Genomic DNA, 22044 nt, shown 5'->3' with positions numbered 1-22044 from the left:
CGACGCCTGGTCGGCCGCGCCGCGTGCCGTACCGGCCGCCGTGCCGGCGGCGTCGGCCGCGGAGCGCGCCTCGGTGGCCGCCGCGCGGGCGGTCTCGGCGTGCTCGGTGCCCTTGGCCTTGGCGGCCATCGCCTCGGTCGCCCTGGCCCTCGCCGCTTCGGCGTTGTGGACGCGTTCGGCCTCCACCGCCTTGTTGCGGGCGGTACGGGCCTTGGACTCCTCGCCCCGCGCCAGCTCGTCGGCCTTGGCGGCGATGCCCTCCTGGGTCTGTGCGGTGGCCCGCTTCTCGGCGGCCACGGCTGCCGCGGCCTGGGCGTCCGCCCGGCGGGCGGAGGCGGTACGGGCTTCGGCCTCGGCACGCGCGCGTGCCGCCGCGGCGATGTCCCGCTCCCGCTCGGCCCGCGCCCGCGCGGCAGCCGCGAGGTCGCGCTCGCGTTCGGCGACCGCCCGCTGCTCGGCGGCGATCCGGGCCTGTCGCTCGGCCTCGATCCGCGCGTCCCGCGTCTTCCTGGCGTGCTCCCACGCCTCCTTCTCGGCCTGTTCGGCCGCGATGCGCGCCTGGCGGGACTTGGCCGCCGCGTCCGCCGCGATGCGGGCCTGCTTGGCCGCCGCCTCGGCGAGCCGGGCCGCCGCCTTGGCGTGCTCCTCGGCGTTCGCCCGCCACTTCGCGGCCTGCTGGGCGTGCAGCTCGGCCTGGTTCTGGGAGTTCAGCCCGGCCGCGTCGGCGGCGGTGGCGTCCACCGCGTGCCGCGCGGTCGCCGCGGCCTTCGCCGCCGCGTCCGCCGCACCGGCGATCCCCGAGGCCACCTCCGACCACTGCACCCCGTGGGTCAGCCCGGTGTCGACCAGCACATCGGCCTGCACCTTGGCCTGGCCGGCCGCCACCTGGGCCGCCTTGGCGGCGCCCTCGGCGATCCCGACCTGCCGGGCGACCTCGGCCTTCACCGGGGCGTAGTCCGACAGGCGCTTGCCGGCCTTGTCGGCGGTGAGCATCCGGTCGGCCTCACGGGACTGGGCGGCCGCGGAGTTCATCGCGTTGGACGCGGTCTTCAGGGCCTTGACCGCGTCACCGTGCGCCGCGATCAGCTTGGTGCGGGCCGCGGCGGCGGTGGCCGCCTTCTCCGCCAGCTCGCGCAGCCGCTCGGCCGCCTCCAGCGCTTCCTTCTGGGCCTTCTCGTGGGCGGCCCGGTCGTCCGCGTCCTTCTGCGCGGCGACCAGGTAGCCCTTCTCCAGGAACTCGGCGATGACCTTGTCGTCGCCCGTGGCGAGAGCGGCCTGCGCGGTCCGCTTCACCTCGGGCCCGCCGACCGCGGCGAGCATCTCGACCCGCTTGCGGTTCTCCGCCGCGCGTTCCTTCTCGTTCTGCTCCGTCGCCTTGTCCCGCTGCCGGGCGATGTCCGCGCCGAAGGCCAGGAAGTCAGCGCGGTCCTGCGCCGTGCCCTTCAGGACCCGCTCGACCTCGGCGTTGAAGAACGGTCCGCCGGTGCCGCGCAACGCCTCTATCCGGCCGCGGTTGGCGACATCGGCCGCGTCCCTCTTGTCCTTGGCCCGCTGCCGCGCCTCGGCCTCGCCGCGCTCCAGGAAGTCGCGGATCGCGTTGGGGTCGGTGCTGGCCAGCGCCGCCCTGGCGGCTTCGCGGACTTCCTCCTCCTCGTCGAACTCCGCGAAGTCCTCGACCAATTGCCGGTCCCGCTCGTCGCTGATCCTGTCCAGCTCGGAGGTGGCGGGCGGGGGCGGGGCGGTTTCCGCCGCCAGGAGGCCGGCCATGACGCCCGTACGGTCGATGTCGCCGGGGCCGGACGGTGTGACGGCACCGGCCTCCCCCGCCAGACCGCCGAGGACGGCCAGGGCGAGGGCGGTGGACACCGCCCGGCCCAGCAGGCCGGGTGCCCGGCCGCGGGTTCTTCCGGCTCTGCGCCGGAATCCTTCCCTCACGGGAAACTCCTTCGATGAGTCGATACGCCGACAAGTCGGTGGATTGATGGGTCGGGGATCACCTCGGCGCGCCGGCCGTCCTGCCTGTCGCGCGCATCCGCTGCTCGGCCGGTCCGGGCGCCTGGTCCGGGCGCCTGGGCAGGGGAGCGGGAACGTGAAGTCCGGGCGGGCGTAGACGTCATCAGGCCGGTGAAAGGAAGGGCGCGGCCGAGAGGAAAGGTTGCCCGGACGCTCAGCCGGAAATTCCTGGCGCGCGCATGGTCCTGTCGACGATGAAACGCTCAGGCGTACGTGCCACGACTCCCCCTGGTGTACGTCGTCCGTACGTTCACGTACGGGAAAGAATCCGGTAACCGGTCCGCCGGCGCATTTACGCCCGTGCGGTTCCCTCCGGTGTGCCACGAACTCCGACTGGTCGTCAGGACCTTAACGCGCGGACTGGATCCGATCAATGTCGTTCGGGCGCGCAGTGACGCATCACGCTTTCGGTGCGCGTGGTTCCGCTTTCCTCGAGTCGGTCACTGTCGCAATGCCTCGCCGTACGCAGGGGAGGCCCCGCACAGGAATCCGCGGGACCGAATCTGTTGTGCGCGGTCACAGGACGCGATCCGGGGGCCGATCACTCCGGCCATTGCCACTTCGTACGGCGTGGATTCCTCGGCGACGTCGCCAACACGATCGACTGCAAGTCCCTTTCGGCCATGGCGCATTCGGCTCGAGCCATTCCTTGCCATGAGCCCGGTACCCCGCCTCGGTCTTTCCGACGGGTTCGCTCGGGAGCCGCCCGGCAGAAGGACTGCGGTTCGAGGTCCGCTGGTGCCGCCGCGCCCACCGAAGGCGGCGTTTGCCAGGTTGCGCCGGACCGTACCAGGGTGCTCCGCCGACCGTCGCCGTCAAGACGCAGAAGGGCCCCGCCGGAACGGTTGTTCCGGCGGGGCCCTCACCCTGGGGCTAGGAGCGGACTTCGATGGCGATCAGGCCGGGTTCCGGGAGGACGCTGGGCGGCTCATCTCCGTACCAAGCGTATTCGATGGCCGACAGGTACCCATCGGTAGCCCAAAGAAGAATCTCTCCGATCAGGGAACCAGACGTGTCGACAACTGTTGCATCCACTGGAATGACGCCAGAGGCTCCTGCCGAGCGGGGAGCACCTTCCCGGACCCGCAGGTCGACACTGACCGAGCCCTCCGCCCACTGCGCGACCACCTCGACGAAGTCGATTTGGGCTCGCAGTTCAGCCGCTCCGGGAAAACCCTGGGCGAGGATGAGCTCGACCACACCTCTCTCATCTGAATTCATGGGGCGAGGGGTGACTGCAACAGCCACGGCAAGAGCCTCCAGACAGTCTCCCCCACCGGGGTGACCATAGCCGATCTTTCTACACTTCCCAGACGCTCATAGACCTCGGACAGGGACTACGAGGTGCCGGGGAACTTTCCAGGAATGAACGCTGTGCCGAGCCTGGGGATCCCGTTCACTACCGCTCCTCGAATGGTCACCGTCTCGCCTGCGATTTCTCGACTCACCTCGTACTTTCCGACGGCCGGCAGGTCTGTCGCACCATGAAGGCTGTCCAGGATGGCGCGAAGTGCTTTGTCACGCCCGCCAGTCTTGGCTACCAGATCACTGAAGCCGTGTTTGGCCGGATCGATGACATGCTCAAGATTGGCCGGCGTGTTCCACGTGGACCACGCCTCTTCCAGGATCTCCGGCGAGACACCGCACCCTGGATTTGTATTGTGCACAAGGACCGGTGCATTCCCGGCGAGTACATAGTACGTGTGGAGACCTTCGACCGTCAGGTTGTGCACCCGCATCGGCTCGGTCCAGGCCCGGAGCCCGACGAGTTCCCTGAGCTCGCCCTCGGGGGTGCGCAGCAGGTCGCCCGCCGTGAGGTCTCCGGCATCCACCCAGTGCTTGCGGCTCGCGACCCAGAACGGGTGTCCATCGGTGGCCGTGATGGTTCCCGTGGCGTCGCCCGCCGGGCCGTCGGTGTCGACGGTCAGCTCCCGCAGGCTCTTGCTGCCCTCGCCGGTGATCAGGTCGGTGACGGCGCGGCTCTCGGTCCTGCCGGTCAGCGGGTCGGTCGCCAGGACCCGTTCGCCCACTCGTACGCTCTCGATGGGCTTGCGGGCGCCGTCGGCCATGAGCACCGGCGTGCCCGGCGCGAAGCTGTTCTTGGGCTGGCCGCCGGTCAGGCAGGGCGGCGGGTTCTTGCGGAACTTCTCGAGGATCTCCTTGCTCTTCTCGAGCAGCTTCTTCGCCTTGGCGGAGTTGTCGAGGAAGTCGTCGAGCCCACCGACGATCTTGACGAGCGCCTTGGTGATCGCCGGCGTCGCCTTGATGACCTGAAGGGCCTTGCCCCAGGGCAGGGCACCGACCACGGCCCAGAAGCAGCTCTCGAAGTTGCCCTCCGTGAAGCACTTCTTGATGTCCTCGAAGAGGAGGTCGACGACGATCTGCCCACCGTTCTCGATGAGGAAGTCGGCGAGGTCCTTGGAGTCGAGGTCGCGCGCCCATGCGAGCTCCTCCGGCGAGATGCCGGCGAGCTTGAGGGCCTCGATCTCCGCGGGGGTGAGGTCCTTGAGCCCGTCACCACCCTTCTGCTCCGCCGCCTTCGCCGCCGCCTCACGGGCCTTGCGCTCCTGTTCGCGCTGATACTCCTCGGCCTTCTTCGCGGCCTCGTCCGCCTCGCGGGCGTAGGTGTTGGCGTTCTTCGCCGCCGCCTCCGCCGACTTGGCGTGGTTCTCGGCCGACTCGGCGAACGTGTTCGCGTCGGCGGCGTCCTTCTCCGCCTGGGCGGCGGCGCCCTGGGCGACGCTCGCCTCCTTCTCGGCGAGGCTGGCCGCGCTGTTGGCGGCCACCGCGTGGTTGTCGGCCTCGGCGGCGGCGCCTCGGGCGCGGGCAGCCTCGGCCTCGGCCTGGGTGGCGGCGTTGCGGGCGGCCGTGGCGTCCGCGTACGCCTGGTTGGCGGCCGAGCGGGCGAGCTTGGCGTCGGCCTGGGCCTGGGCGTCGGCCTGGTTGGCGCGCGCCGCGGCGGCCCGGGCCTTGGCGCCCTCCTCGGCGGCCTGCGCGGCCGACTTCATGGCCGCCGCGGCGGAGCGCGCGGCGTTCGCGGACGAACGCGCCGCGTCGGCGGCGGCCTTGAACGCCGGGGCGACCTGGGCGTTGGCCCGCTTGGCGGCGGCCTCCGCGGCCTCGGCGGCCTTGACTGCCTCCGCGGCCTTGGCATCCGCCGAGGCGACCTGCTCCGCGCCCATCTGCTCGGCCGCGGCGGCGACCGCCGCGGCGAAGTCGGCGTCCGCGTCCTTGCCGCTGAACGGCGCGGTGAGCGCGATGGCCGTGTTGGCCGGTTCGGCGATGCCGGCGGCGGTGCTGCGGGCGGCGGCGGACGCGGTCACGGCGACGGTCGCCTGGACGCGTGCCATGGCTGCCTCGCGGACGGCGCCCTGGGCCTCGTCCTTGGTGCGGTTCGCGGCCTGGAGGGAATTGTTCGCCTCCATGGCGGCGAGCCCTGCGAGCCGGGCGGACTCGTACGCGGCGATGCCGGCGCGGGCCTCCTGCGCCGTGGCCTCGGCGGCCTTCTCGTCGGCGCGCCGGGCGGCCGCGTGTGTCAGGGCCGCCTCGGCCTCCGCCTTGTTGGCGGCGGCGTTCGCGGCGGCGGCAGCGGCCTCGGCCTTGTTCGCCGCGGCGTTGGCCCGCGCGGCGTGCGCGGTGGCCTCGGCGGCGGCGGCCCGGGCCCGGGCGGCAGCGCCCGCGGCCTCCGTCGCGGCGGAACGGGCCCGTACGGCCGCGCCGCTCGCGGTGTCGGCGGCGCTCCGGGCCTGACCGGCCGCGGCGCCCGCCGTGTCGGCGTCGGCGCGTGCGGCGTCGGCGGCTGCGCGGGCCACACCCGCGTCGATGGTGCCGCGGCCGGAGGCGGCGATCGCCTCGGTGGCCTTGGCGCGGGCCTCCTTGGCCTGGTGGTTCTGTTCCGCCTTGAAGGCGGCGTTGCGGGCGTTGCGGGCAGTGGTCTCCTCGGCCCGCGCCCGGCGGTCGGCCTCGGCGGCGATGCCGTCCTGGTGGGCGGCGTCGGCACGCGCGGCTGCGGCCGTGGCGGCGGCGGCCTGGGCCTGCGCCCGGGCGGCGGAGGCGGTACGGGCCTCGGCCTCGGCACGCGCGCGTGCCGCCGCGGCGATGTCCCGCTCGCGTTCCGCCCGGGCTCGGGCGGCGGCGGCGAGGTCCCGCTCACGCTCGGCGACCTTGCGCTGCTCGGCCGCGATCGCGGCCTGGCGCTGCGCCTCGACGCGGGCCTCGCGGGTCTTGCGGGCGTGCTCCCACGCCTCGCGCTCCGCCTGCTCGGCGGCCACCCGAGCCTGCTTGGCCCGGTCGGCGGCGGTCGCGGCGACCTGGGCCTGCTTGGCGGCGGCGTCGGCGAGCCGGGCCGCGGCCTTGGCGTGCTCCTCGGCGTTGGCACGCCACTTGGCGGCCTGCTGGGCGTGCAGCTCGGCCTGGTTCTTGGCGTTGAGGCCGGCGGCGTCGGCGGCGGTGGCGTCCACCGCGTGCCGCGCGGTGGCGGCGGCCTTCGCGGCGGCGTCCGCCGCAGCGGCGATGCCGGAGGCGACCTCGGACCACTGGACGCCGTGCTCCAGTCCGGTACCCACCAGGACGTCGGCCTGGACCTTGGCCTGGGCCGCGGCGACCTGGGCGGCTGTGGCGGCGTCCTCGGCGTACCCGACCTGGCGCGCGACCTCCGTCTTGACCGGGTTGTAGTCGGACAGGCGCTTGCCGGCCCGGTCGGCCGCCAGCATCCGGTCCGCCTCACGTGCGGCCGAGGCGGCCGACGACATGGCGTTGGAGGCGTTCTTGAGCGCCTTGACGGCGTCGCCGTGCGCGGCGATCAGCTTGGTCCGGGCCTCGGCGGCGACGGCGGCCTTGCGGGCCAGCTCGCGCAGCTTCTCCGCGGCTTCCTGGGCCTCCTTCTGCGCCTTCTCGTGCGCGGCCCGGTCGTCGGCGTCCTGCCTGGCCGCGACCTGGTAGCCCTTCTCCAGGAACTCCGCGATCACGGCGGCGTCCTTGGACTCCAGCGCGGCCAGCGCGGCCCGCTTGACCGCGGGACCGCCCACGGACGCCAGCATCTCGACGCGCTTGCGGTTCTCCTCGGCGCGCTTGGCGGCGTTCTGCTTGTCCGCCTCGTCGCGCTGCTTGGCGATGCCGGCGCCGAAGGCCAGGAAGTCGGCGCGGTCCTGCGCCGTGCCCTTCAGGACGCGCTCGACCTCGGCGTTGAAGAAGGGTCCGCCGGTGCCGCGCAGCGCCTCGATCTGACGACGGTTCGTCCCGTCGGCGTCGGCGCGCTTGTCCTTGGCGCGCTGCCGTGCCTCGGCCTCCCCGTGCTCCAGGAAGGTGCGGATGGCGTTCGGGTCGGTGCTCGCCAGCGCCGCCTTGGCGGCCTCGCGGACTTCCTCCTCCTCGTCGAACTCCGCGAAGTCCTGGACCAGTTGCCGGTCCCGTTCGTCGCTGATGCGGTCGAGCTCGGACGTGGCGGCGGGTGCCGGCGCGGCGTCGCTCTGCGGCTTCACCGCCGCCGCGAGCCGGTCCAGCGACTGGAGCGTCCGCGTCAGCGACACCTGCTCGGTGCGTACGGAGGTCGCGGCGGCGGCCTCACCTGTGACGGTGCCGAGCACCGCCACGGCGATCGCCGCGGACACCGCCTTCCGTACGTGCGCGGCCACGCCGACGCGCAGCCTTCCGGCTCTGGGCCGGACTCTTCCCCTCACGGGAATCCCCCTAGACGAATGATCGAGAAAATCCCGCCCCGGTCACGGGCGGGTGGTCGTTGGCCGGCCGGACTTCCGGGTTCAGCCCCGGGCGCGGCTCTCACCGTCCTGGGCGCGGTCGAACATGGACTTCCAGAACGCCGCCGCCTCGTCCGCCGCGGCCCGCTCCCCGGACCAGGCGGCCTCGTGGCCGTCGGCGGTGCCGGAGATCGCCTGCCAGAGGCGTTCGGCGGACTCGCGGGACAGCTGGGCGACGGTCCGCCAGTTCTCCGCCTGGGCGGCAGCGGCGGCCTGTTCGGCCTGCCAGGCGCGCTGAGCCGCACCGGCGTGCTCGGACACCGCCTGCCAGGCGCGCTCGGCCTCGGCGCGGGCACGGGCGGCGTCCGCCGCGCCGGCCACGGCCGCCTCGGCCGCCGTCGCCTCCGCGATCAGGCGGGTCAGCGTGTGGTGGCGGACCGCCTCCGCGTCGGCCACCCGGGTGCGGTAGGCCGTCAGGTCCAGCGTGGCGCCGGTGGCCCAGCCGTAGCCGAAGAACTCCGCCACGTCGTCGTCCGTGGCCCCCGGCCGCAGCGCCCACTGGGCCGCGACCCGCACCTGCTCGCCCGGGTCCTGCGCGCCGAGAACGCGGACGAACTCGCGGTCGGCGGCGGCGACGTCCAGCCGCTGCTGCTCGCCGGCCTCGCGCGCGGCGCGGTCGCGACGCTGGGCCTCGGCGTACCCGGAGGCGACGAACGCGGCCTGCTCGGCGACGCTGCCCTTCAGCGCCCGCGTCGCGGCGGCCCGCACGTGCGGGGAGAACTCCGCCGTGTGGGTGGCGATCACCCGCTCGCAGAACGCCCTGTTGCGGGCGCGGGTGTCCCGGGCGCGCTGCTTCGCGGCGTCGAAGCCGCCGCCGGGAGCGAGCCACTCCAGGAGTGCCTGGTCCCCCCGGGTACTGCGCAGGGCGTTCCACGCCGAGGTCCGCACCTCGGCGGCCGGGTGGGTCTTCGCCATCGACGTCACCCGCTTGCGGGCCTCCTCGACGGCGGCGGCCAGCTCCGGTGACAGCTCCTGCGCCTGCGCCGGCAGGCCGGCCGGTACGGCGCCGGCCGTGGACGCCACCCGCTGCGGTCCGGCGGCCGGGACGCCGGCACTGGCCCATGCCGGTATGCCGCCCGCGAGTGCGATCGCGCCGGCCAGTGCGCCGACGGTCACCGCCCGCGCGCATCTCCACTGACGACTCAACTCAAGGCCCCCTCGGGAAGTGAAGTACGGTTCACGGCCGCCGGGGCGGGGCCGCTGGTGCGGCTCCGCCCCTTCGCGGCGTTCAACGGGCGCACGCGTGCGCGCCGTCCGGCCGGTTCACGCGACCGGCCGGACCTGCCACAGCTGGGCGTCGGTGCGGTTGCAGGTGTAGAGCTGGGCGTCGATGCCGTTGTCCTGCTTCTGGCTGGGCACGTCGACGCACATCCCCTCGGCGTGAGCGGGCTGGAGCTCGTACAGCTCGCGCACGGGGTCGACCAGCATCATGCGCCAGCGCTGGTGCTCCCCCTGGCCGCAGGCGAACTGCTGGACGGCCGCGCCGGACTTGACGCTCTTACCCTGGATCTCGAGGCACTTGCCGCTCTTGACGTTGCGCATCTCGAAGGTTCCGCCGCGCGCGGCGACGGCGTTCCACTTCTGGGCGTCGGTGCTGTTGCAGGCGTACTGCTGGACGTTGATGCCGTCCGTGGTCTTGCCGCCCTCGATCTCGAGGCACTTGCCGCTGTGGGCGGCGGTGAAGGTGACGACCTGCTGGGCCATCCTGGAGCGGGCGAGGGCCTCCGCCCGCGCTGCGGCGGCGACGGCCGCCGCCTCGCGCGCCGCCTCGGCGGCGGTGCCGGAGGCGGTGGGCGCGCCGGGGTCACCGTCGGCCTGGACGGCGGTGACCGTACCGGCGAGGACGGCGACGGTCGCGCCCGCGGTCAGGACGGCCCGGATGATCCGAGACATGTGGGGATCCGTTTCTCTCGCGTGTACGGGGGCTCAGGCGGCCGTGACGGGGTGGATGCGCCACTGCTGGGCGGGCGTGCCGTTGCAGGCCCACAGCCGCGCGATCGCGCCGTCCGCCTTGCTGGAGGACTCGATGTCCAGGCAGCGGTTCGCGCCGGTCGGCGTGTGGGCGGGCCGCAGCTCGTACAGCTCGTTGGCGATGTCGACCATCACCAGGCGCCAGCGCTGGTTCTGCGCTCCCACGCACCACCATTGCTGGACGACCGTGCCGGTCGTGGTGCCGGCGGCCTCCACGTCCAGGCACTTGCCGCTGTGTCCGAAACGCAGTTCGAAGGTGCCGGCGCCGGTGGGGACCATGTCGATGCGCTGGTTCTCGGCGTCCGCGACGCAGGTCGACTGGACGCTGTTGACGCCGTTGCGGAGGCTGGCGTTGGGGGTCGTGAGGCACTTGTCGCTGTGGACGGCCCTGAGCTGCACGGCCGAGGGCGTCGAGGCCGCGGTGGCGGCGGCCCTGGCGTCACCGGCGTTCACGGTGGACGTGGACACGGTGGTGGCGGCGGGGGTCGGCTGGGGGCGCGCCTCGTCGGCGACGGCCACGGTGACGCCGCCGGCGAGCGCGGCGACACCGGCCGCGACGGCCAGGGCGGATCGGACGATCCGGGACATGGGGTGCTTCCGTTCTTCTCAGGTCTGAAGGGGGAGGGCCCGGCGGGCGGGTGGCCGGCGCGCGAGCGGGGTGACCACCGCCCGTCGGTCAGCGCGCGAGCGGGGTGACGATCTTCCAGGAGGCGTCCTGGGCGAAGTCCTTCTCGACGTCGAAGCGGTTCTTGGCGGACTTGTTGGCCACGAAGAGGTCGCCGTAGTACTCGCGCAGGAAGCGGCCGGGCTGGCCGGCCGACTCGAAGGAGGTGCCGGAGCCGCTCAGCCCCTTCTTGGCGCACCAGGTGGCGTCCTTGCGGAACTGGGTGCTGTTGTCGCTCGCGGCCATCCTGACGCGGAGGTCCTTGTGCGTGAGGTAGTGGCCGAGCTTGCGGGAGGACTCGAAGGAGTAGCAGCCCGGCTGGCCGTTGAGCGCGGGGACGACGACCCAGGTGCCGTCCTCCCGGTCGGTCTGCTTGGAGCCCGTGGACAGCGGGGCGATGAACGCCTCCCCGGCGTCGGGCGTGGACTGCCGGACGTAGAAGCCCGCCGGCTTGCCGCTCGCCGGCTGGAACGACTGGCGCTTCGCCCGGTACTGGCTCTCCGCGGTGAGGAACTTCGCGATGTGCTCGTCGGTGCCGGCCAGGGCCTTCTTCGCGGTGGCGACCAGGTGAGGGTTGACGCCGGTCTTCTCGGCGGCGGCCTGGATCTGGATGGCGAGCCGGCGGTTGGCGTCGGCGATCTGCTTGCGGCGCGCCTCGTCGTCCTTCTTGTACGCCTCTTCGGCGCCGGTGTGGATGAACTGCTTCCACACGGCCGGGTCGGGGCTGAGCACCGCGCGCTGCGCCGCCGCGTACAGCTCGCTGGTCTTGGCGTCGGCCGGTGCGACGCGCAGCAGTTCGCGGATGAAGTTGTCGTCGCTGAGGGCCAGCATGGCCTCGGACGGTGTGATGCGGAACAGTGCCGCCGCGTTGGTGCGGGCGGCGATCTCCCTGCGGCGCTCGGCCTCCGCGCGGTCCTTCTCCTCCAGTTCTTTCAGTTCGTTGGCCACGTCGCGCTGGTGGGCCTCGCGGGCGCCGTTGGTGATGAACTCCTGCCAGGCGGCCGGGTCCGCGGCCAGGGCCGTCGCGGCGGCGGCGCGGACCTCGGGTCCGGCGGCCTCGTGGCGCATCACGGCGCGGATGAAATTGTCGTCGCTCAGGTCCAGCAGGTCCGGGCTGTTCGGGATGCCGATCGCTATCAGGGCCTGGGACTTGGCCAGCCGCGCGGCGCGGGCGGCGTCGGCCTTGTCCTTCTCGCGCTGCTTGTCGACGGCGTACGCCTCGTGGATGCCGGTGACGATGAACTGGACGTGGTCCTCAGCCGCCTCGCTCATCATGGCGGCTTCGGCGGCCTGCCGCACCGCGTCGAACGTCTCCCCGCCGTCCCGGGCCTTCTGCCAGAGGGCGTGGATGAAGTCGTGGTCGCTGAGCAGCAGTACGTCCGGGCTCGGCTCGAGGCGCACCACGGCGGCGGCGTCGACCCGCTGCGTGTCGGTGGTGCCGATGCCGGCCGCTGCGGCCGGGGCGGCCGGCGGGGCTGCGACGGCGCCCTGCGGCGCGGCGACGGCGGTGACGGAGGCGAGCGCGGTGGCGGTCACGAGACCGCGTGTGACGGCTCTCCGCACACGGGCGGAGTTCGTGTTGCTGTTCTTCATTCTGGTTCCGGTCCCCCTGCTAGGTCCCGCACGCGGTTCCCGAACGCGTGCCAGGTGGTCGGGCGCAGTCTTGGAGATCACCCGGGGGGAGTCAAAGTGGAATTGACAGCTCCTGTCCGATCAACCACCGGTATGGCTGTGCAACATATGACTTGACGCCAATCTTTGACTGAAAGACGACTTGTGCGGACGAGTTCAGAACTCACGAGTAGCACGGAATGCGGCGTTCCATTTGATGTGCCACCAGGGAGTACGACCGCGCGCGGCACACACGGAACGGTTCTGACCCAAGTACCACACGGCTCGACCCGCTCCGCCGCCCGGCCGGATTGTGTCGGTCCGCATTCGTGTGGGACATGTGAGGAAAAAATGTGGGCTGGTACACATCAACAAAGTCACCCTTGCTGATGCCTTATCATCCGCCGCCGAATCACCCTCTGGCCGCCGCCCGCCGACCGGGCGACAATGCCGCCATGACCGATTCCCCGACTTCCCAGGCTTCCCCGGCCGTCCGTGTGGAGCGCGACGGCCCCGTGACGACCGTGGTGCTCTCCCGGCCCGCCGCCCGCAATGCCGTGGACGGCCCGACGGCCCGCCTCCTGGCCGATGCCTTCCGGGCGTTCGAGGCGGACGACGACGCCTCGGTCGCCGTGCTGTGGGGCGAGGGCGGCACGTTCTGCGCGGGCGCCGACCTCAAGGCCGTCGGCACCGGACGCGGCAACCGGGTGGCGCCCGACGGCGACGGGCCGATGGGGCCGACCCGGCTGCGGCTGACCAAGCCGGTCGTCGCGGCCGTCGCCGGGCACGCCGTGGCCGGCGGCCTCGAACTGGCCCTCTGGTGCGACCTCAGGGTGGTCGAGGAGGACGCGGTCCTCGGGGTGTTCTGCCGCCGGTGGGGCGTGCCGCTCATCGACGGCGGCACGGTCCGGCTGCCCCGGCTGATCGGCGAGAGCCGCGCCATGGATCTGATCCTGACCGGCCGCCCGGTCCTGGCCTCGGAGGCGTACGCGATCGGGCTCGCCAACCGCCTCGTACCGCCCGGACAGGCCCGGCACGCGGCGGAGGAACTGGCCCGTCACATCGCCGCCTTCCCCCAGACCTGCCTGCGTCACGACCGGCTCGCGGTGCGCGAGCAGCACGGCCTGCCGGAGCCCGAGGCACTGACGGCCGAGCTGCGGCACGGCATGGTGTCCCTGTCCTCCGGGGAGACCCTGTCCGGCGCCGCGCGCTTCGCCTCCGGATCGGGACGGCACGGCTCCTTCGACTGATCCGACTGATCAGCCCCCGACACCGGTGCGGTGTGGGCACCAGGTCCGTCCGGTTTCCGGTACCAGACCTCCAGCGGGGCCCTGTCGTCGTCCCCGGGAAGCACCGGACCCGGTCGGGGTCCGGCGGTGGCACCACCGACGAGGGGGACGACGTGCAGGCCAAAGAGACGGTGTTCGCGGGCCTGGTGCAGGGGTGGACGCAGCAGTTGCAGGTGCCGCTCCACCAGCGGACGTACTCCTGGACGCACGTCCACCTCACCCGGTTGTGGAACGACGTCCTCGACCAGGCGGAGGTGCCGGAGTCCGGGAGGCCGGCCGGCACGGGAGCCAAGGCTGCGAACCTTCGCGCCCGCGGCGGTCGCTTGGCACTCGGATGAAGCACGCGCTGAAGTCCGACGCGGGCCGCAAGGACCCCAGGGTGGCCGCCATCGTGGTGTTGAGCGGCCCGATGCCGTCGTAGCAGACTCCGACAAGATCGCGCGTCCGTTCGCCGTACAGGAACCCCAGCGTCCACAGCCCCACCGACGGCGGGGCGAGCGTGGAGGCCGGCCGGTTCCCGGCCGGTCTCCAGGGCCGCGGTGGGAATCGTGTCTCGTCGGATGACCCGCCACCATGGGCTTCAAGCCCTCGCTGTCGTGGACGACCACCCCGCGTCCGCGGGGTGATCCGTAGAAAGATCAGGACACCCTGCGCCACGCGTGGATACCTTCGGGCGCGGGCGAGTGACGTTCGAGGCCCACCGCCGACAGCTCGGTGGCCAGCGTCTCGTCGGAGATGACATGGCAGTCGAATTCTGCGGTCTCTTCCCGGAGCAGGTCGTCGCCGCGCCAGGTCCGGTAGGTCATCACCCAGTGGATCAGGTCCTCCCCCAGCACGTCCGCCCGCGCCAGCGTGTCGTAGCGGTGTCGTCCCAGCGTGCCGCCAGGGATCACCGACAGCGGGACCGCACTCGCCGTCTGAGGGTGCTGCGACTCCGTGATCAGCAAGCCGCCGGGGCGGAGCGCGTCGGCCCACTTGTGCCAGAGCCGGACCCGCTGCTCCGGCGAGAAGTGCATGATGATGTTGAACATCACCACGGCGTCCAGCGGGACGTCCACCTCGGCTTCCAGCGCGTCCTCAGGCAGCACGGTCACCGTGTCCGCGGCTGCCGGTATGCGACACAGCCGCGTCACCAGAGCTGCGCGCATGATGCGCGTCGGCTCGATCGCGAAGATCTCCCCGTCCGGTCCGAGCAACTCCAGCAGGAGCTCGGTGAAGACCCCGGTGCCAGGACCGATCTCCGCAACCGCGCCGGCCCCGGCCACCAGCCGCCGCAGGGCGTCCGTCAGTGAAACCCGTACCTGCTCGGGGAAAATCAGGTCGTAGTACGGGCCGTTGACGGCATAGCCGAGCCCTTGATCGGCGCGGTCGGCCTCACTCGCAGCGTTCCTGGTCATCTGCGGCCTTCCTCGATGTGAGCAAAACGGTTCCCCACGCGGCCCCGACCCGTCGACCGAGGCGACGAGTAGTCCCGCGAGGCGCGATCCATGCCACCGACGGTGGCGGCTGCCGCGACGCGGGGCTCGCCTCGACGCTACCCCCGACGGAGCAAGCCGCCCGGGCCCAGTTGCTCGCGGCTCGGAGCACCAGGGCCGTGCGATCGGACACGGCCCTGGCGCGCTGTGACTCGGTCAGCTCTTGAGCTCACCCAGGTACTTCGCGAACTTCTCCAGGCCGTCGATGTTGCGCGGCCCGCTGATGCCCTCGTTGTAGTCGAGGATGAAGAAGTTGTTCTTCTTGACGGCAGGCAGCCCCTTCGTGTGGGGGGACTTCTTCAGGAAGTCGATCTTCTTCTGGGCGGGCAGGTCCCCGTAGTCGAGGATCATGATGACTTCCGGCTCCGCTTTGGCGACGGCCTCCCAGTTCACCTGCGTCCACCGCTGGTCGAGGCCGTCGAAGATGTTCTTGCCGCCGGCGGTCTTGATGATGTCGTTGGGCGGGACCTGGTTGCCCGCGGTGAAGGGCTGGTCGGTGCCCGAGTCGTAGAGGAAGACCGGGACCGGATCGCCCTTGGGTGCCTTCGCCTTGACGGCCTCCACCCGCTTCTTCAGCCCACCGACGACCGCGTCCGCCTTGTCCTCGACCTGGAAGATCTTGCCCAGCCGGTCGAGGTCGGTGTAAAGGGCCTCGAACGGTGTGAGCTTTTCCGGGTACTTGGGGTAGTTGAAGCAGCTCTCGGTGTGCATGAAGCTCTGGATCCCGAGCTTGTCCAGGATCTCCGGGGTGATGCCCCGCTCATCCTTGAAGCCCGAATTCCAGCCGGCCAGGACGAAATCGGACTTGGCCTCGACCACGAGTTCCTTGTTGAGGAGATCCTTACTGAGCATCTTCACCTTGGCATAGTCGCTCGCCCACGGTGACTCCTCCACCGGCGGGTTCGCCGGCGGCATCACGTAGCCGTGCACGTGGTCGACCAGCCCGAGGCTGAACAGCTTGTCGGCGCTTCCGCCTTCGTACGCCACGGCGCGCTTGGGGATCGTGTATTCGACCGGCTCACCGCACCTCTTGACGGTGACCTTCTTGGATGCCTTGGCGTCCGTTTCCACTTCGGCGCCGCAGCCGCTGAGCAGCAGTGTGGCCGCGAGCGCGGAGCTGAGGATGGCGTGCTGCCGCACCGAGCGGGGAGATCGAGTCATGGTCATGACCTGGTGGTGCCTTTCACAGGGAGGGATTGAGCGAATACAACAACTGCGGATCACCCGTCAGCGGGTGGGACACGATGCTGGCCTTGACGCCGAACACCTCATGGACGAGGTCGGTGGTGAGTACGTCCTCGGGCGTGCCGGTGGTGACAAGGCGGCCATCGCGGAGAACCCCGAGGCGGTCGCAGGCGGCCGCGGCGAGGTTGAGGTCGTGCAGCACGACCAGGACGGTGAGTCCCGAGCCGCGCAGGAGCGAGAGCAGTTCGACCTGGTGGCGTACGTCGAGGTGGTTGGTCGGCTCGTCCAGCACCAGGATCTTCGGCTCCTGGACGAGCGCCCGGGCCAGCAGGACACGCTGGCGCTCCCCGCCCGAGAGCGTCAGGACTCCGCGCCGGGCGAGGTGGCGGATGTCGAGCCGGTCCATCGCGCGTTCGCACAGCTCCCACTCCCGGCGGCTGAGCGCCTGGTTGCCCTGAAGGTGCGGTGCGCGTCCGAGTGCGATGACCTCTTCGACCGTGAAGTCGAGATCGACGACGCCGTCCTGGGTCATGGCCGCGATGACCTGCGCGGAGCGGCGCACTGTCAGGCGGGAGAGATCGTCCTCGCCCACCCAGACGGTGCCGGAGCTGGGGCGGAGGGCACGGTACACGCACCTGAGGGCGGTGGACTTGCCGCTTCCGTTCGGGCCGACCAGGCCCACGACCTGGCCGGTTTCCACGTCCAGGGACAGGTCACGTACCAGGCTCCTGCCGTCGGTCACCACAGAGAGCCCGTCAAGCCTGAGTTCCATCTTCAGCGGCCTCCGAACATGTAGCCCTTGCGGCGCATCAGGGTGACGAACACCGGCACCCCGACGAGAGCGGTGATGACGCCCAGGGGCAGCTCGCGCGGTGCCACCAACGTCCGGGACACCAGGTCGACCCAGACCATGAAGATCGCTCCGGCCAGTGGCGCCACGGCCAGTACGCGTGCGTGGGTGGCGCCGACGACCATGCGCACCACGTGGGGCATGACCAGTCCGACGAAGGCGATGGCGCCACTGACGGCGACCATCACTCCCGTCACGAGCGAGGCCAGGACGAGCAGGGCCTTGCGGTGCCGGTCGGGGCTGATGCCCAGGCTCGCGGCGGTCTCGTCCCCGAGGGCCAGCACGTCCAGGGCGCGGCCGTACCGGTACAACACGACCAGGCCGAGAATGACGACCACGGACACGACCGGGAGCGCACCCCAGCTCGCGGCGCCGAAGCTGCCCATGGTCCAGTACAGGACCATGCTGGTCGCCTCGCTGTCCGGCGCGAAGTAGATGATCAGGCTCATCACCGCTTGGAAGCCCAGCGACATGGCCACGCCCGTCAGGACGAGACGCAGCGGGGAGAGCGTGCCCCGGCTGGAGGAGGCGACGTACACCAGGAGCGACGCGACCAGGGCCCCGATGAAGGCACCGGCCGACACCGCGTAGATGCCGAGCGCCGCCAGTCCTCCGGTGACCGTGACAGCGACGGCTCCGACGGACGCGCCGGAGGAGACGCCCAGCACGAAGGGGTCGGCGAGCGCGTTGCGCACCATGGCCTGGATGGCCACGCCGATCGCGCTGAGCCCAGCCCCCACGAGCGCCGCGAGCAGCACCCGTGGCGTACGGATCTGCCAGATGATCTGGTACGTGGTCACCTCGTCCGCGGCGATGCGGCCGCCACTGACAGCCGCCCACAGATACCGGGCGGTCTCCCCCGGCGTGATCACGGCGGCCCCCCGACCGATGGCCACCACCATCGAGGCGAGGAGAACGACGAACAGAACGGCACAGGCAAGCACCAGACCCTTACGGGAGGCGAGCCGGCCCTTCACCCCCGTCGCGGGTTCGGGGGGTGCCGCGCCGGCTGACGTATCGGCGCCGCTGCTCGCCGATGGCGCGGTGATCGCTGGCGGTGACATAGAACTCGGCCTTCCAGGTCGAACGGAACATACTGATCAGGCGCGTGGCATTCGCCCGTCGCCTCGGGCGGACGCCATGACTGCACCGGCCACGCGGAAGCAGGCGCGCCGCTCGCCTCTTCCTCGTCCGCCTGACCCAGGCGATGCAGTTGAACGGCAGCCCTCAGCGCCACGACGACCAGGGCGCGAAGACGATGGCGACGCCCGGGTCGCCGCTCAGAGCCGCCCCACCGGCTCAGGGCAGGTCGAAGGGCAAGGTCATGCCGTCGAGTGCGCGGGTGGAGGGGGAGTCGCTGCTCTCGGGGAGTATTCCGATGGCATCGAGCACGACACGGCGCAGGCGCTGGGTGTTCTCGGCGAAGACCTTGAAGACCTCTTCCTGGGCAACGCTCTCCGTCGCGTCGATGCCCGCGTCCAGATCGGTCACGAGGGCCACGGCGGCGTAGCCGAGGGCGAGTTCCCGGGCCAGGACCGCCTCGGGGTGCCCGGTCATGTTCACCAGCGACCAGCCGGCCGCCGCGAACCACTGCGACTCGGCGCGGGTGGAGAACCGGGGCCCCTCGACCACGACCATCGTGCCGCCGTCGACCGCCTCGATCCCGGCCGCGGCAGCTGCTTTGAGGAGCGCTTCACGGCCGTGCTCGCAGTAGGGGTCGGCGAACGAGACGTGGACGGCACCTTCGTCGTAGAAGGTCTGGATCCGGCCGCTGGTCCGGTCCACCATCTGGTCGGGGACCACGATGGTGCCCGGGCCGAGCTCGCGCCGCAGGGAGCCGACCGCGCAGGGGGCCAGGATCCGCCGCACGCCGACGGACCGCATCGCCCAGAGGTTCGCCCGGTAGTTGATCCTGTGCGGCGGGATGCGGTGCCCACGGCCGTGCCGGGGCAGGAACGCCACGCGCCGCCCCTCGACCGTGCCCAGCATCAGGGCATCGGACGGTGGACCGTAGGGCGTGTCGATCCGGACCTCTTCCGCGTCGGCCAGCAGTTCGTAGAAGCCACTGCCTCCGATCACGCCGATGTCGGCCACCGGGGTGTTGCCGCTGACGTTCATGTCCGTGTTTCCTTTTCCCGTCTTGTTCTTCCGTGCAGCCGAATGTCGTCCAGCGCGGGGACCGTCGGGTGTCCGGCCACCTCCGGACCGCGCGGGTCCCCGGGGCGCCGTACGGCCACAGCCCTCCACCCCGCGGCGGTGGCCGCGTCCAGCTCCTCTCCCACGTCGCTGAAGAAGACCGTTTCGTGTGCGGGGACGCCGATGGCACGTGTGATGGCCCGGTAGGACTCCGGGTCCCGTTTGCCGCCCGCGCCGGCCAGGTCGAAGTAGCCGTTCAGGAGCGCGCTGAGGTCGCCGTGGTCGCTGTGCGCGAACCAGTCGCGCTGGGCTGTTGCCGACCCCGAGGAGTAGACGTAACGGTCGATACCCGCCTGCCGCCATCGGGTCAGGGCCGCGGGCACGTCGTCGTAGACGTGGCCGGTCAGCGTGGAGCGGGCGTAACCCTCGGCCCAGATGAGCCCCTGGATCCTCTTCAGCGGCGGTGCCTTGACGTCCCGGTCGGACCAGGCGGTCAGCGCCGCGACCGCCCCGCCCTCGTCGAGGCGAGGATCACCGGTGTGGGTCCGTATCTCTTCCATCAGCGCTGTCCATGGAGGCTCGCCCCGGTGGGCCGCGAACCAGTCGGCGAAGCGCTCCCGCGCGTACGGGAAGAGCACCTCGTGCACGTGGGAGGCGGAGCCTGTGGTCCCCTCGATGTCGAGGACCACCGCCCGCACCCCCGACATGATCACGTCGCCGCTTCCGGCGCCAGGAGCGCGTCGAGGCGGGGGAACCGCTGGGCGATGGGGTCGCCGGTGAAGTCGCCCACCCAGCCGTCCTCCTTCTCGAAGAAGCGGATCGCGGCGAACTCCGGGCGGGGGCCCATGTCGAACCAGTGACGGGTGCCCGCCGGCACGGAGAGCAGGTCGCCCGCCTCGCACACCACCGCGTGGACCCGGCCGTCGAGGTGGAGGTAGAAGCAACCCGTGCCGTGGGCGAAGAAGCGCACCTCGTCCTCGGCGTGCCGGTGCTCTTCGAGGAAGGTGGACCGCGCCTTGGCCGCCCGTTCCTCCCACTCGGGGCTCTCCTCCGGGTGGAGCTGGGCGACGTCCACCAGTTGCAGCCCCTCCCGCGCGCAGAGTTCGTCGATCTCGGCGTGGTAGCGGGACAGCACGTCCGCCGGGCTGGTGTCCGGTGTGATGGTGCCGCGCAGCGGCCAGCGGCCGAACGCCACCGAGCAGGCTTGCAGGGCCTCCGCGATGCGGTCGTGGTCCCGGGTGCGCAGCAGCACCCTCTCGGGATCGTCCTCCGGCATGACCTGAAGCAGGGTCATGAGTTCAGCCTTCCTTTCCTTCCGCGGGCAGCCCGGGTCCGGCGAGTAGCAGCAGCTGGCAGATCGATTCCAGGCACTCCAGCCGGTTACGGGCCTGGGCGAGGTCGCGTCCCCATGTGGTGATGCCGTGGTCGGTGATGAGAAGAACAGGAGGTGCGTGTGGCGTGGCAGCCAGGTGATCGGCCACATCGACGGCGATCCGCGGAACCTCGGGCCAGTTGGGAAAGACGGGCACCTCGGTGCGTGTCGGGTCGGCCAGGCCCAGGCCCTTGAGCAGCTCGAGCCGCTCGACGCGCAGCGAGGTCAGGCGCGTACGGTGGCCGGTGCGGCACGCGACGGCCGTGGCGTAAGGGGAGTGGACGTGGATGACCGCACCCGCGTCCGTGGTCCGGTAGATCGCGGAGTGGATCGTCGTCTCGGCCGACGCCCGCAGCTGCCCTGGGGCTGCCTCCTCTCCCGTGTCCGCCCGCACGACGACCATGTCCTCCGCGGTCATGTCCCCCTTGTCCCGGCCGCTGGCGGTGATCAGGGCCGCCCCGCCGGGCAGGCGCACCGAGAGGTTGCCGGCGGTGCCCGGCATCCAGCCGCGCTCGTACAGGGCTCGCGAGAACGCCGCGAGTTCACTTCCGACGCGTACGCGTTCGCCGTCGTCGATGGCCGTATGAGTCATGCCGACACCTCACGCGGGTAACTCGTGCTGGGGGAACCGTGGGGCCGGAACACCTGGGCCTCCGAGACGATCGCGGTGACCAGTTCGGCCGGGGTGACATCGAAGGCGGGGTTGAACACCGCGGCACCGGCCGGGGCGGCCTCGACTCCCGCGAATCCCGTCACTTCACCCGGGTCGCGCTCCTCCACCACGATCCCCGACCCGTCGGCCAGCTCGCGGTCCCAGGAGGACTCCGGAGCGACGATCACGAAGGGGATTCCGTGTCGCGCGGCGGCGACCGCGAGACCATACGTGCCGATCTTGTTCGCCACGTCCCCGTTCGCGGCGATGCGATCGGCTCCCACCAGCACGCAGTCCACCATCCCCCGGGCCATGGCAGCGGCGGCGGCGGAATCCACGCACAGCCGGTACGGCACACCCGCCTCACCCAACTCCCATGCGGTGAGCCGGGCCCCTTGGAGCAGTGGCCGGGTCTCGTCCACGAGCACCTCGGCGACCCGGCCGCGCCCGTGCAACTCGATGATCGCGCCAAGTGCGGTGCCGAAGGCGGCAGTTGCCAGCCGACCGGTGTTGCAGTGGGTGAGGATGCGAACCGGCCGGTCCGGGACCGACGACTGCACCAGGTCGGCGGCCCGTACGACGGCGGCTCGGTTGACCGTGGCGTCCTCCTCCAGCATGGCCATGGCCTCGGCGAGGACGGCCTCGGGCCCGTCGGCGAGCCGCCTCACGGCCCGGCGGACGGCCCAGGCCAGATTGACGGCGGTGGGCCGGGCGGCGGACAGCCGCCCGGCATCGGCCTTCACGGACGCCTCATCGGTCCTGCCGTCCGAGCTGTGCCGGTAGGCGGAGAGCGCCACCCCCAGGGCACCGGCCAGACCGATGGCGGGCGCTCCACGAATGGCGAGCGACGTGATGGCGTCGATCAGTTGGTCCACCGTCTCGAGCCGCAGCAGGCGGTAGTCACGCGGCAATGCCCGCTGATCGACCGCGAGGATGCGCCCGTCGTCCCACGAGAGCGACAAGCGCGGGCGTGGCGACATCACCATCTCGCTGTCCCCGTTCATATGCCCGCCGCCTTGCGAAGGGCGTCGACGCGGTCGGTGCGCTCCCAGGTGAAGTCGGGCAGCTCG

The 22044-nt window shown here is 71.7% G+C and carries 17 protein-coding genes and 1 pseudogene; 2 read left to right on the top strand and 16 right to left on the bottom strand.

From position 1 onward, the window contains the following. The 7 genes and pseudogenes from BKD26_RS38520 to BKD26_RS38490 all read right to left on the bottom strand — a co-directional run. Positions 1–1935: pseudogene (locus BKD26_RS38520) on the bottom strand (ALF repeat-containing protein); the annotation flags it as partial. Between the two features lie 951 nt (positions 1936–2886). Next, on the bottom strand, positions 2887–3213 hold the full coding sequence (locus tag BKD26_RS38515; protein WP_084907902.1) for a hypothetical protein: 327 nt from the start codon (positions 3211–3213) through the stop codon (positions 2887–2889). A gap of 137 nt (positions 3214–3350) precedes the next feature. After that, positions 3351–7691 (bottom strand): polymorphic toxin-type HINT domain-containing protein, encoded by a 4341-nt coding sequence (locus BKD26_RS38510; protein WP_143662795.1) that lies wholly within the window; start codon positions 7689–7691, stop codon positions 3351–3353. A gap of 81 nt (positions 7692–7772) precedes the next feature. Next, a complete protein-coding gene (locus BKD26_RS38505; RefSeq protein ID WP_084907897.1) occupies positions 7773–8885 on the bottom strand; it encodes a hypothetical protein in 1113 nt (370 codons plus the stop codon). 147 nt (positions 8886–9032) lie between these two features. Then, positions 9033–9662 (bottom strand): RICIN domain-containing protein, encoded by a 630-nt coding sequence (locus tag BKD26_RS38500; protein ID WP_084907895.1) that lies wholly within the window; start codon positions 9660–9662, stop codon positions 9033–9035. A 33-nt stretch (positions 9663–9695) separates the two neighbouring features. After that, positions 9696–10328 carry an RICIN domain-containing protein gene (locus tag BKD26_RS38495; RefSeq protein WP_084907892.1) on the bottom strand — a complete coding sequence of 211 codons (633 nt, stop codon included), beginning with the start codon at positions 10326–10328 and terminating at the stop codon, positions 9696–9698. Between the two features lie 88 nt (positions 10329–10416). Beyond that, positions 10417–11940 (bottom strand): AbfB domain-containing protein, encoded by a 1524-nt coding sequence (locus BKD26_RS38490; RefSeq protein ID WP_241519051.1) that lies wholly within the window; start codon positions 11938–11940, stop codon positions 10417–10419. A gap of 530 nt (positions 11941–12470) precedes the next feature. Between BKD26_RS38490 and BKD26_RS38485 the strand changes: the two genes are divergently transcribed. Together BKD26_RS38485 and BKD26_RS40785 are read left to right on the top strand one after the other, a co-directional pair. Continuing rightward, the gene (locus BKD26_RS38485) at positions 12471–13265 is read left to right on the top strand and encodes a crotonase/enoyl-CoA hydratase family protein (protein ID WP_084907888.1); all 795 of its coding nucleotides are present in this window, start codon (positions 12471–12473) and stop codon (positions 13263–13265) included. Between the two features lie 152 nt (positions 13266–13417). Next, on the top strand, positions 13418–13642 hold the full coding sequence (locus BKD26_RS40785) for a hypothetical protein (RefSeq protein ID WP_179166874.1): 225 nt from the start codon (positions 13418–13420) through the stop codon (positions 13640–13642). Positions 13643–13942: 300 nt separating this feature from the next. Here the strand turns inward: BKD26_RS40785 and BKD26_RS38475 are convergent, their stop codons facing one another. The 9 genes from BKD26_RS38475 to mtnA form a co-directional block, all read right to left on the bottom strand. Next, complete coding sequence (locus BKD26_RS38475) at positions 13943–14701, bottom strand: class I SAM-dependent methyltransferase (RefSeq protein WP_084907883.1); 759 nt, start codon at positions 14699–14701, stop codon at positions 13943–13945. Between the two features lie 234 nt (positions 14702–14935). Continuing rightward, positions 14936–15946, bottom strand: coding sequence for an ABC transporter substrate-binding protein (locus tag BKD26_RS38470; protein ID WP_084907881.1), 1011 nt, complete (start codon positions 15944–15946; stop codon positions 14936–14938). 16 nt (positions 15947–15962) lie between these two features. Further along, complete coding sequence (locus BKD26_RS38465) at positions 15963–16736, bottom strand: ABC transporter ATP-binding protein (RefSeq protein ID WP_084907878.1); 774 nt, start codon at positions 16734–16736, stop codon at positions 15963–15965. A 2-nt stretch (positions 16737–16738) separates the two neighbouring features. Further along, positions 16739–17758, bottom strand: coding sequence for an iron ABC transporter permease (locus BKD26_RS38460; protein ID WP_084907906.1), 1020 nt, complete (start codon positions 17756–17758; stop codon positions 16739–16741). 355 nt (positions 17759–18113) lie between these two features. Beyond that, positions 18114–18932, bottom strand: a complete 819-nt coding sequence (locus BKD26_RS38455) for an S-methyl-5'-thioadenosine phosphorylase (RefSeq protein WP_084907876.1) — start codon at positions 18930–18932, stop codon at positions 18114–18116. Then, positions 18929–19657, bottom strand: a complete 729-nt coding sequence (mtnC, locus tag BKD26_RS38450; protein WP_084907904.1) for an acireductone synthase — start codon at positions 19655–19657, stop codon at positions 18929–18931. Before mtnC ends, BKD26_RS38455 begins: the two co-directional genes overlap by 4 nt. Before the next feature lie 2 nt (positions 19658–19659). Beyond that, complete coding sequence (locus tag BKD26_RS38445; RefSeq protein ID WP_084907874.1) at positions 19660–20244, bottom strand: cupin; 585 nt, start codon at positions 20242–20244, stop codon at positions 19660–19662. Between the two features lie 4 nt (positions 20245–20248). Continuing rightward, the gene (gene mtnB, locus BKD26_RS41870; RefSeq protein ID WP_179166875.1) at positions 20249–20914 is read right to left on the bottom strand and encodes a methylthioribulose 1-phosphate dehydratase; all 666 of its coding nucleotides are present in this window, start codon (positions 20912–20914) and stop codon (positions 20249–20251) included. Then, positions 20911–21978: an S-methyl-5-thioribose-1-phosphate isomerase gene (mtnA, locus tag BKD26_RS41865; protein ID WP_241519050.1), complete on the bottom strand. Its 1068-nt coding sequence runs from the start codon at positions 21976–21978 to the stop codon at positions 20911–20913. The genes mtnB and mtnA overlap by 4 nt, the downstream gene beginning before the upstream one ends. Positions 21979–22044: the final 66 nt, after the last annotated feature.

Origin of the sequence: Streptomyces sp. CB03238 (assembly GCF_002099185.1) — a bacterium.
GTDB lineage: Bacteria > Actinomycetota > Actinomycetes > Streptomycetales > Streptomycetaceae > Streptomyces.
Note: the sequence above shows the minus strand (reverse complement) of the source record. Positions and strands in the feature narration are given on the sequence as shown.

Coding starts and splice junctions, on each gene's coding strand:
- BKD26_RS38500 (WP_084907895.1), bottom strand. CDS start 9,662: ATGTCTCGGATCATCCGGGCCGTCCTGACCGCGGGCGCGACCGTCGCC.
- BKD26_RS38495 (WP_084907892.1), bottom strand. CDS start 10,328: ATGTCCCGGATCGTCCGATCCGCCCTGGCCGTCGCGGCCGGTGTCGCC.
- BKD26_RS38485 (WP_084907888.1), top strand. CDS start 12,471: ATGACCGATTCCCCGACTTCCCAGGCTTCCCCGGCCGTCCGTGTGGAG.
- BKD26_RS38475 (WP_084907883.1), bottom strand. CDS start 14,701: ATGACCAGGAACGCTGCGAGTGAGGCCGACCGCGCCGATCAAGGGCTC.
- BKD26_RS38470 (WP_084907881.1), bottom strand. CDS start 15,946: ATGACCATGACTCGATCTCCCCGCTCGGTGCGGCAGCACGCCATCCTC.
- BKD26_RS38465 (WP_084907878.1), bottom strand. CDS start 16,736: ATGGAACTCAGGCTTGACGGGCTCTCTGTGGTGACCGACGGCAGGAGC.
- BKD26_RS38455 (WP_084907876.1), bottom strand. CDS start 18,932: ATGAACGTCAGCGGCAACACCCCGGTGGCCGACATCGGCGTGATCGGA.
- mtnC (WP_084907904.1), bottom strand. CDS start 19,657: ATGTCGGGGGTGCGGGCGGTGGTCCTCGACATCGAGGGGACCACAGGC.
- BKD26_RS38445 (WP_084907874.1), bottom strand. CDS start 20,244: ATGACCCTGCTTCAGGTCATGCCGGAGGACGATCCCGAGAGGGTGCTG.
- mtnB (WP_179166875.1), bottom strand. CDS start 20,914: ATGACTCATACGGCCATCGACGACGGCGAACGCGTACGCGTCGGAAGT.
- mtnA (WP_241519050.1), bottom strand. CDS start 21,978: ATGAACGGGGACAGCGAGATGGTGATGTCGCCACGCCCGCGCTTGTCG.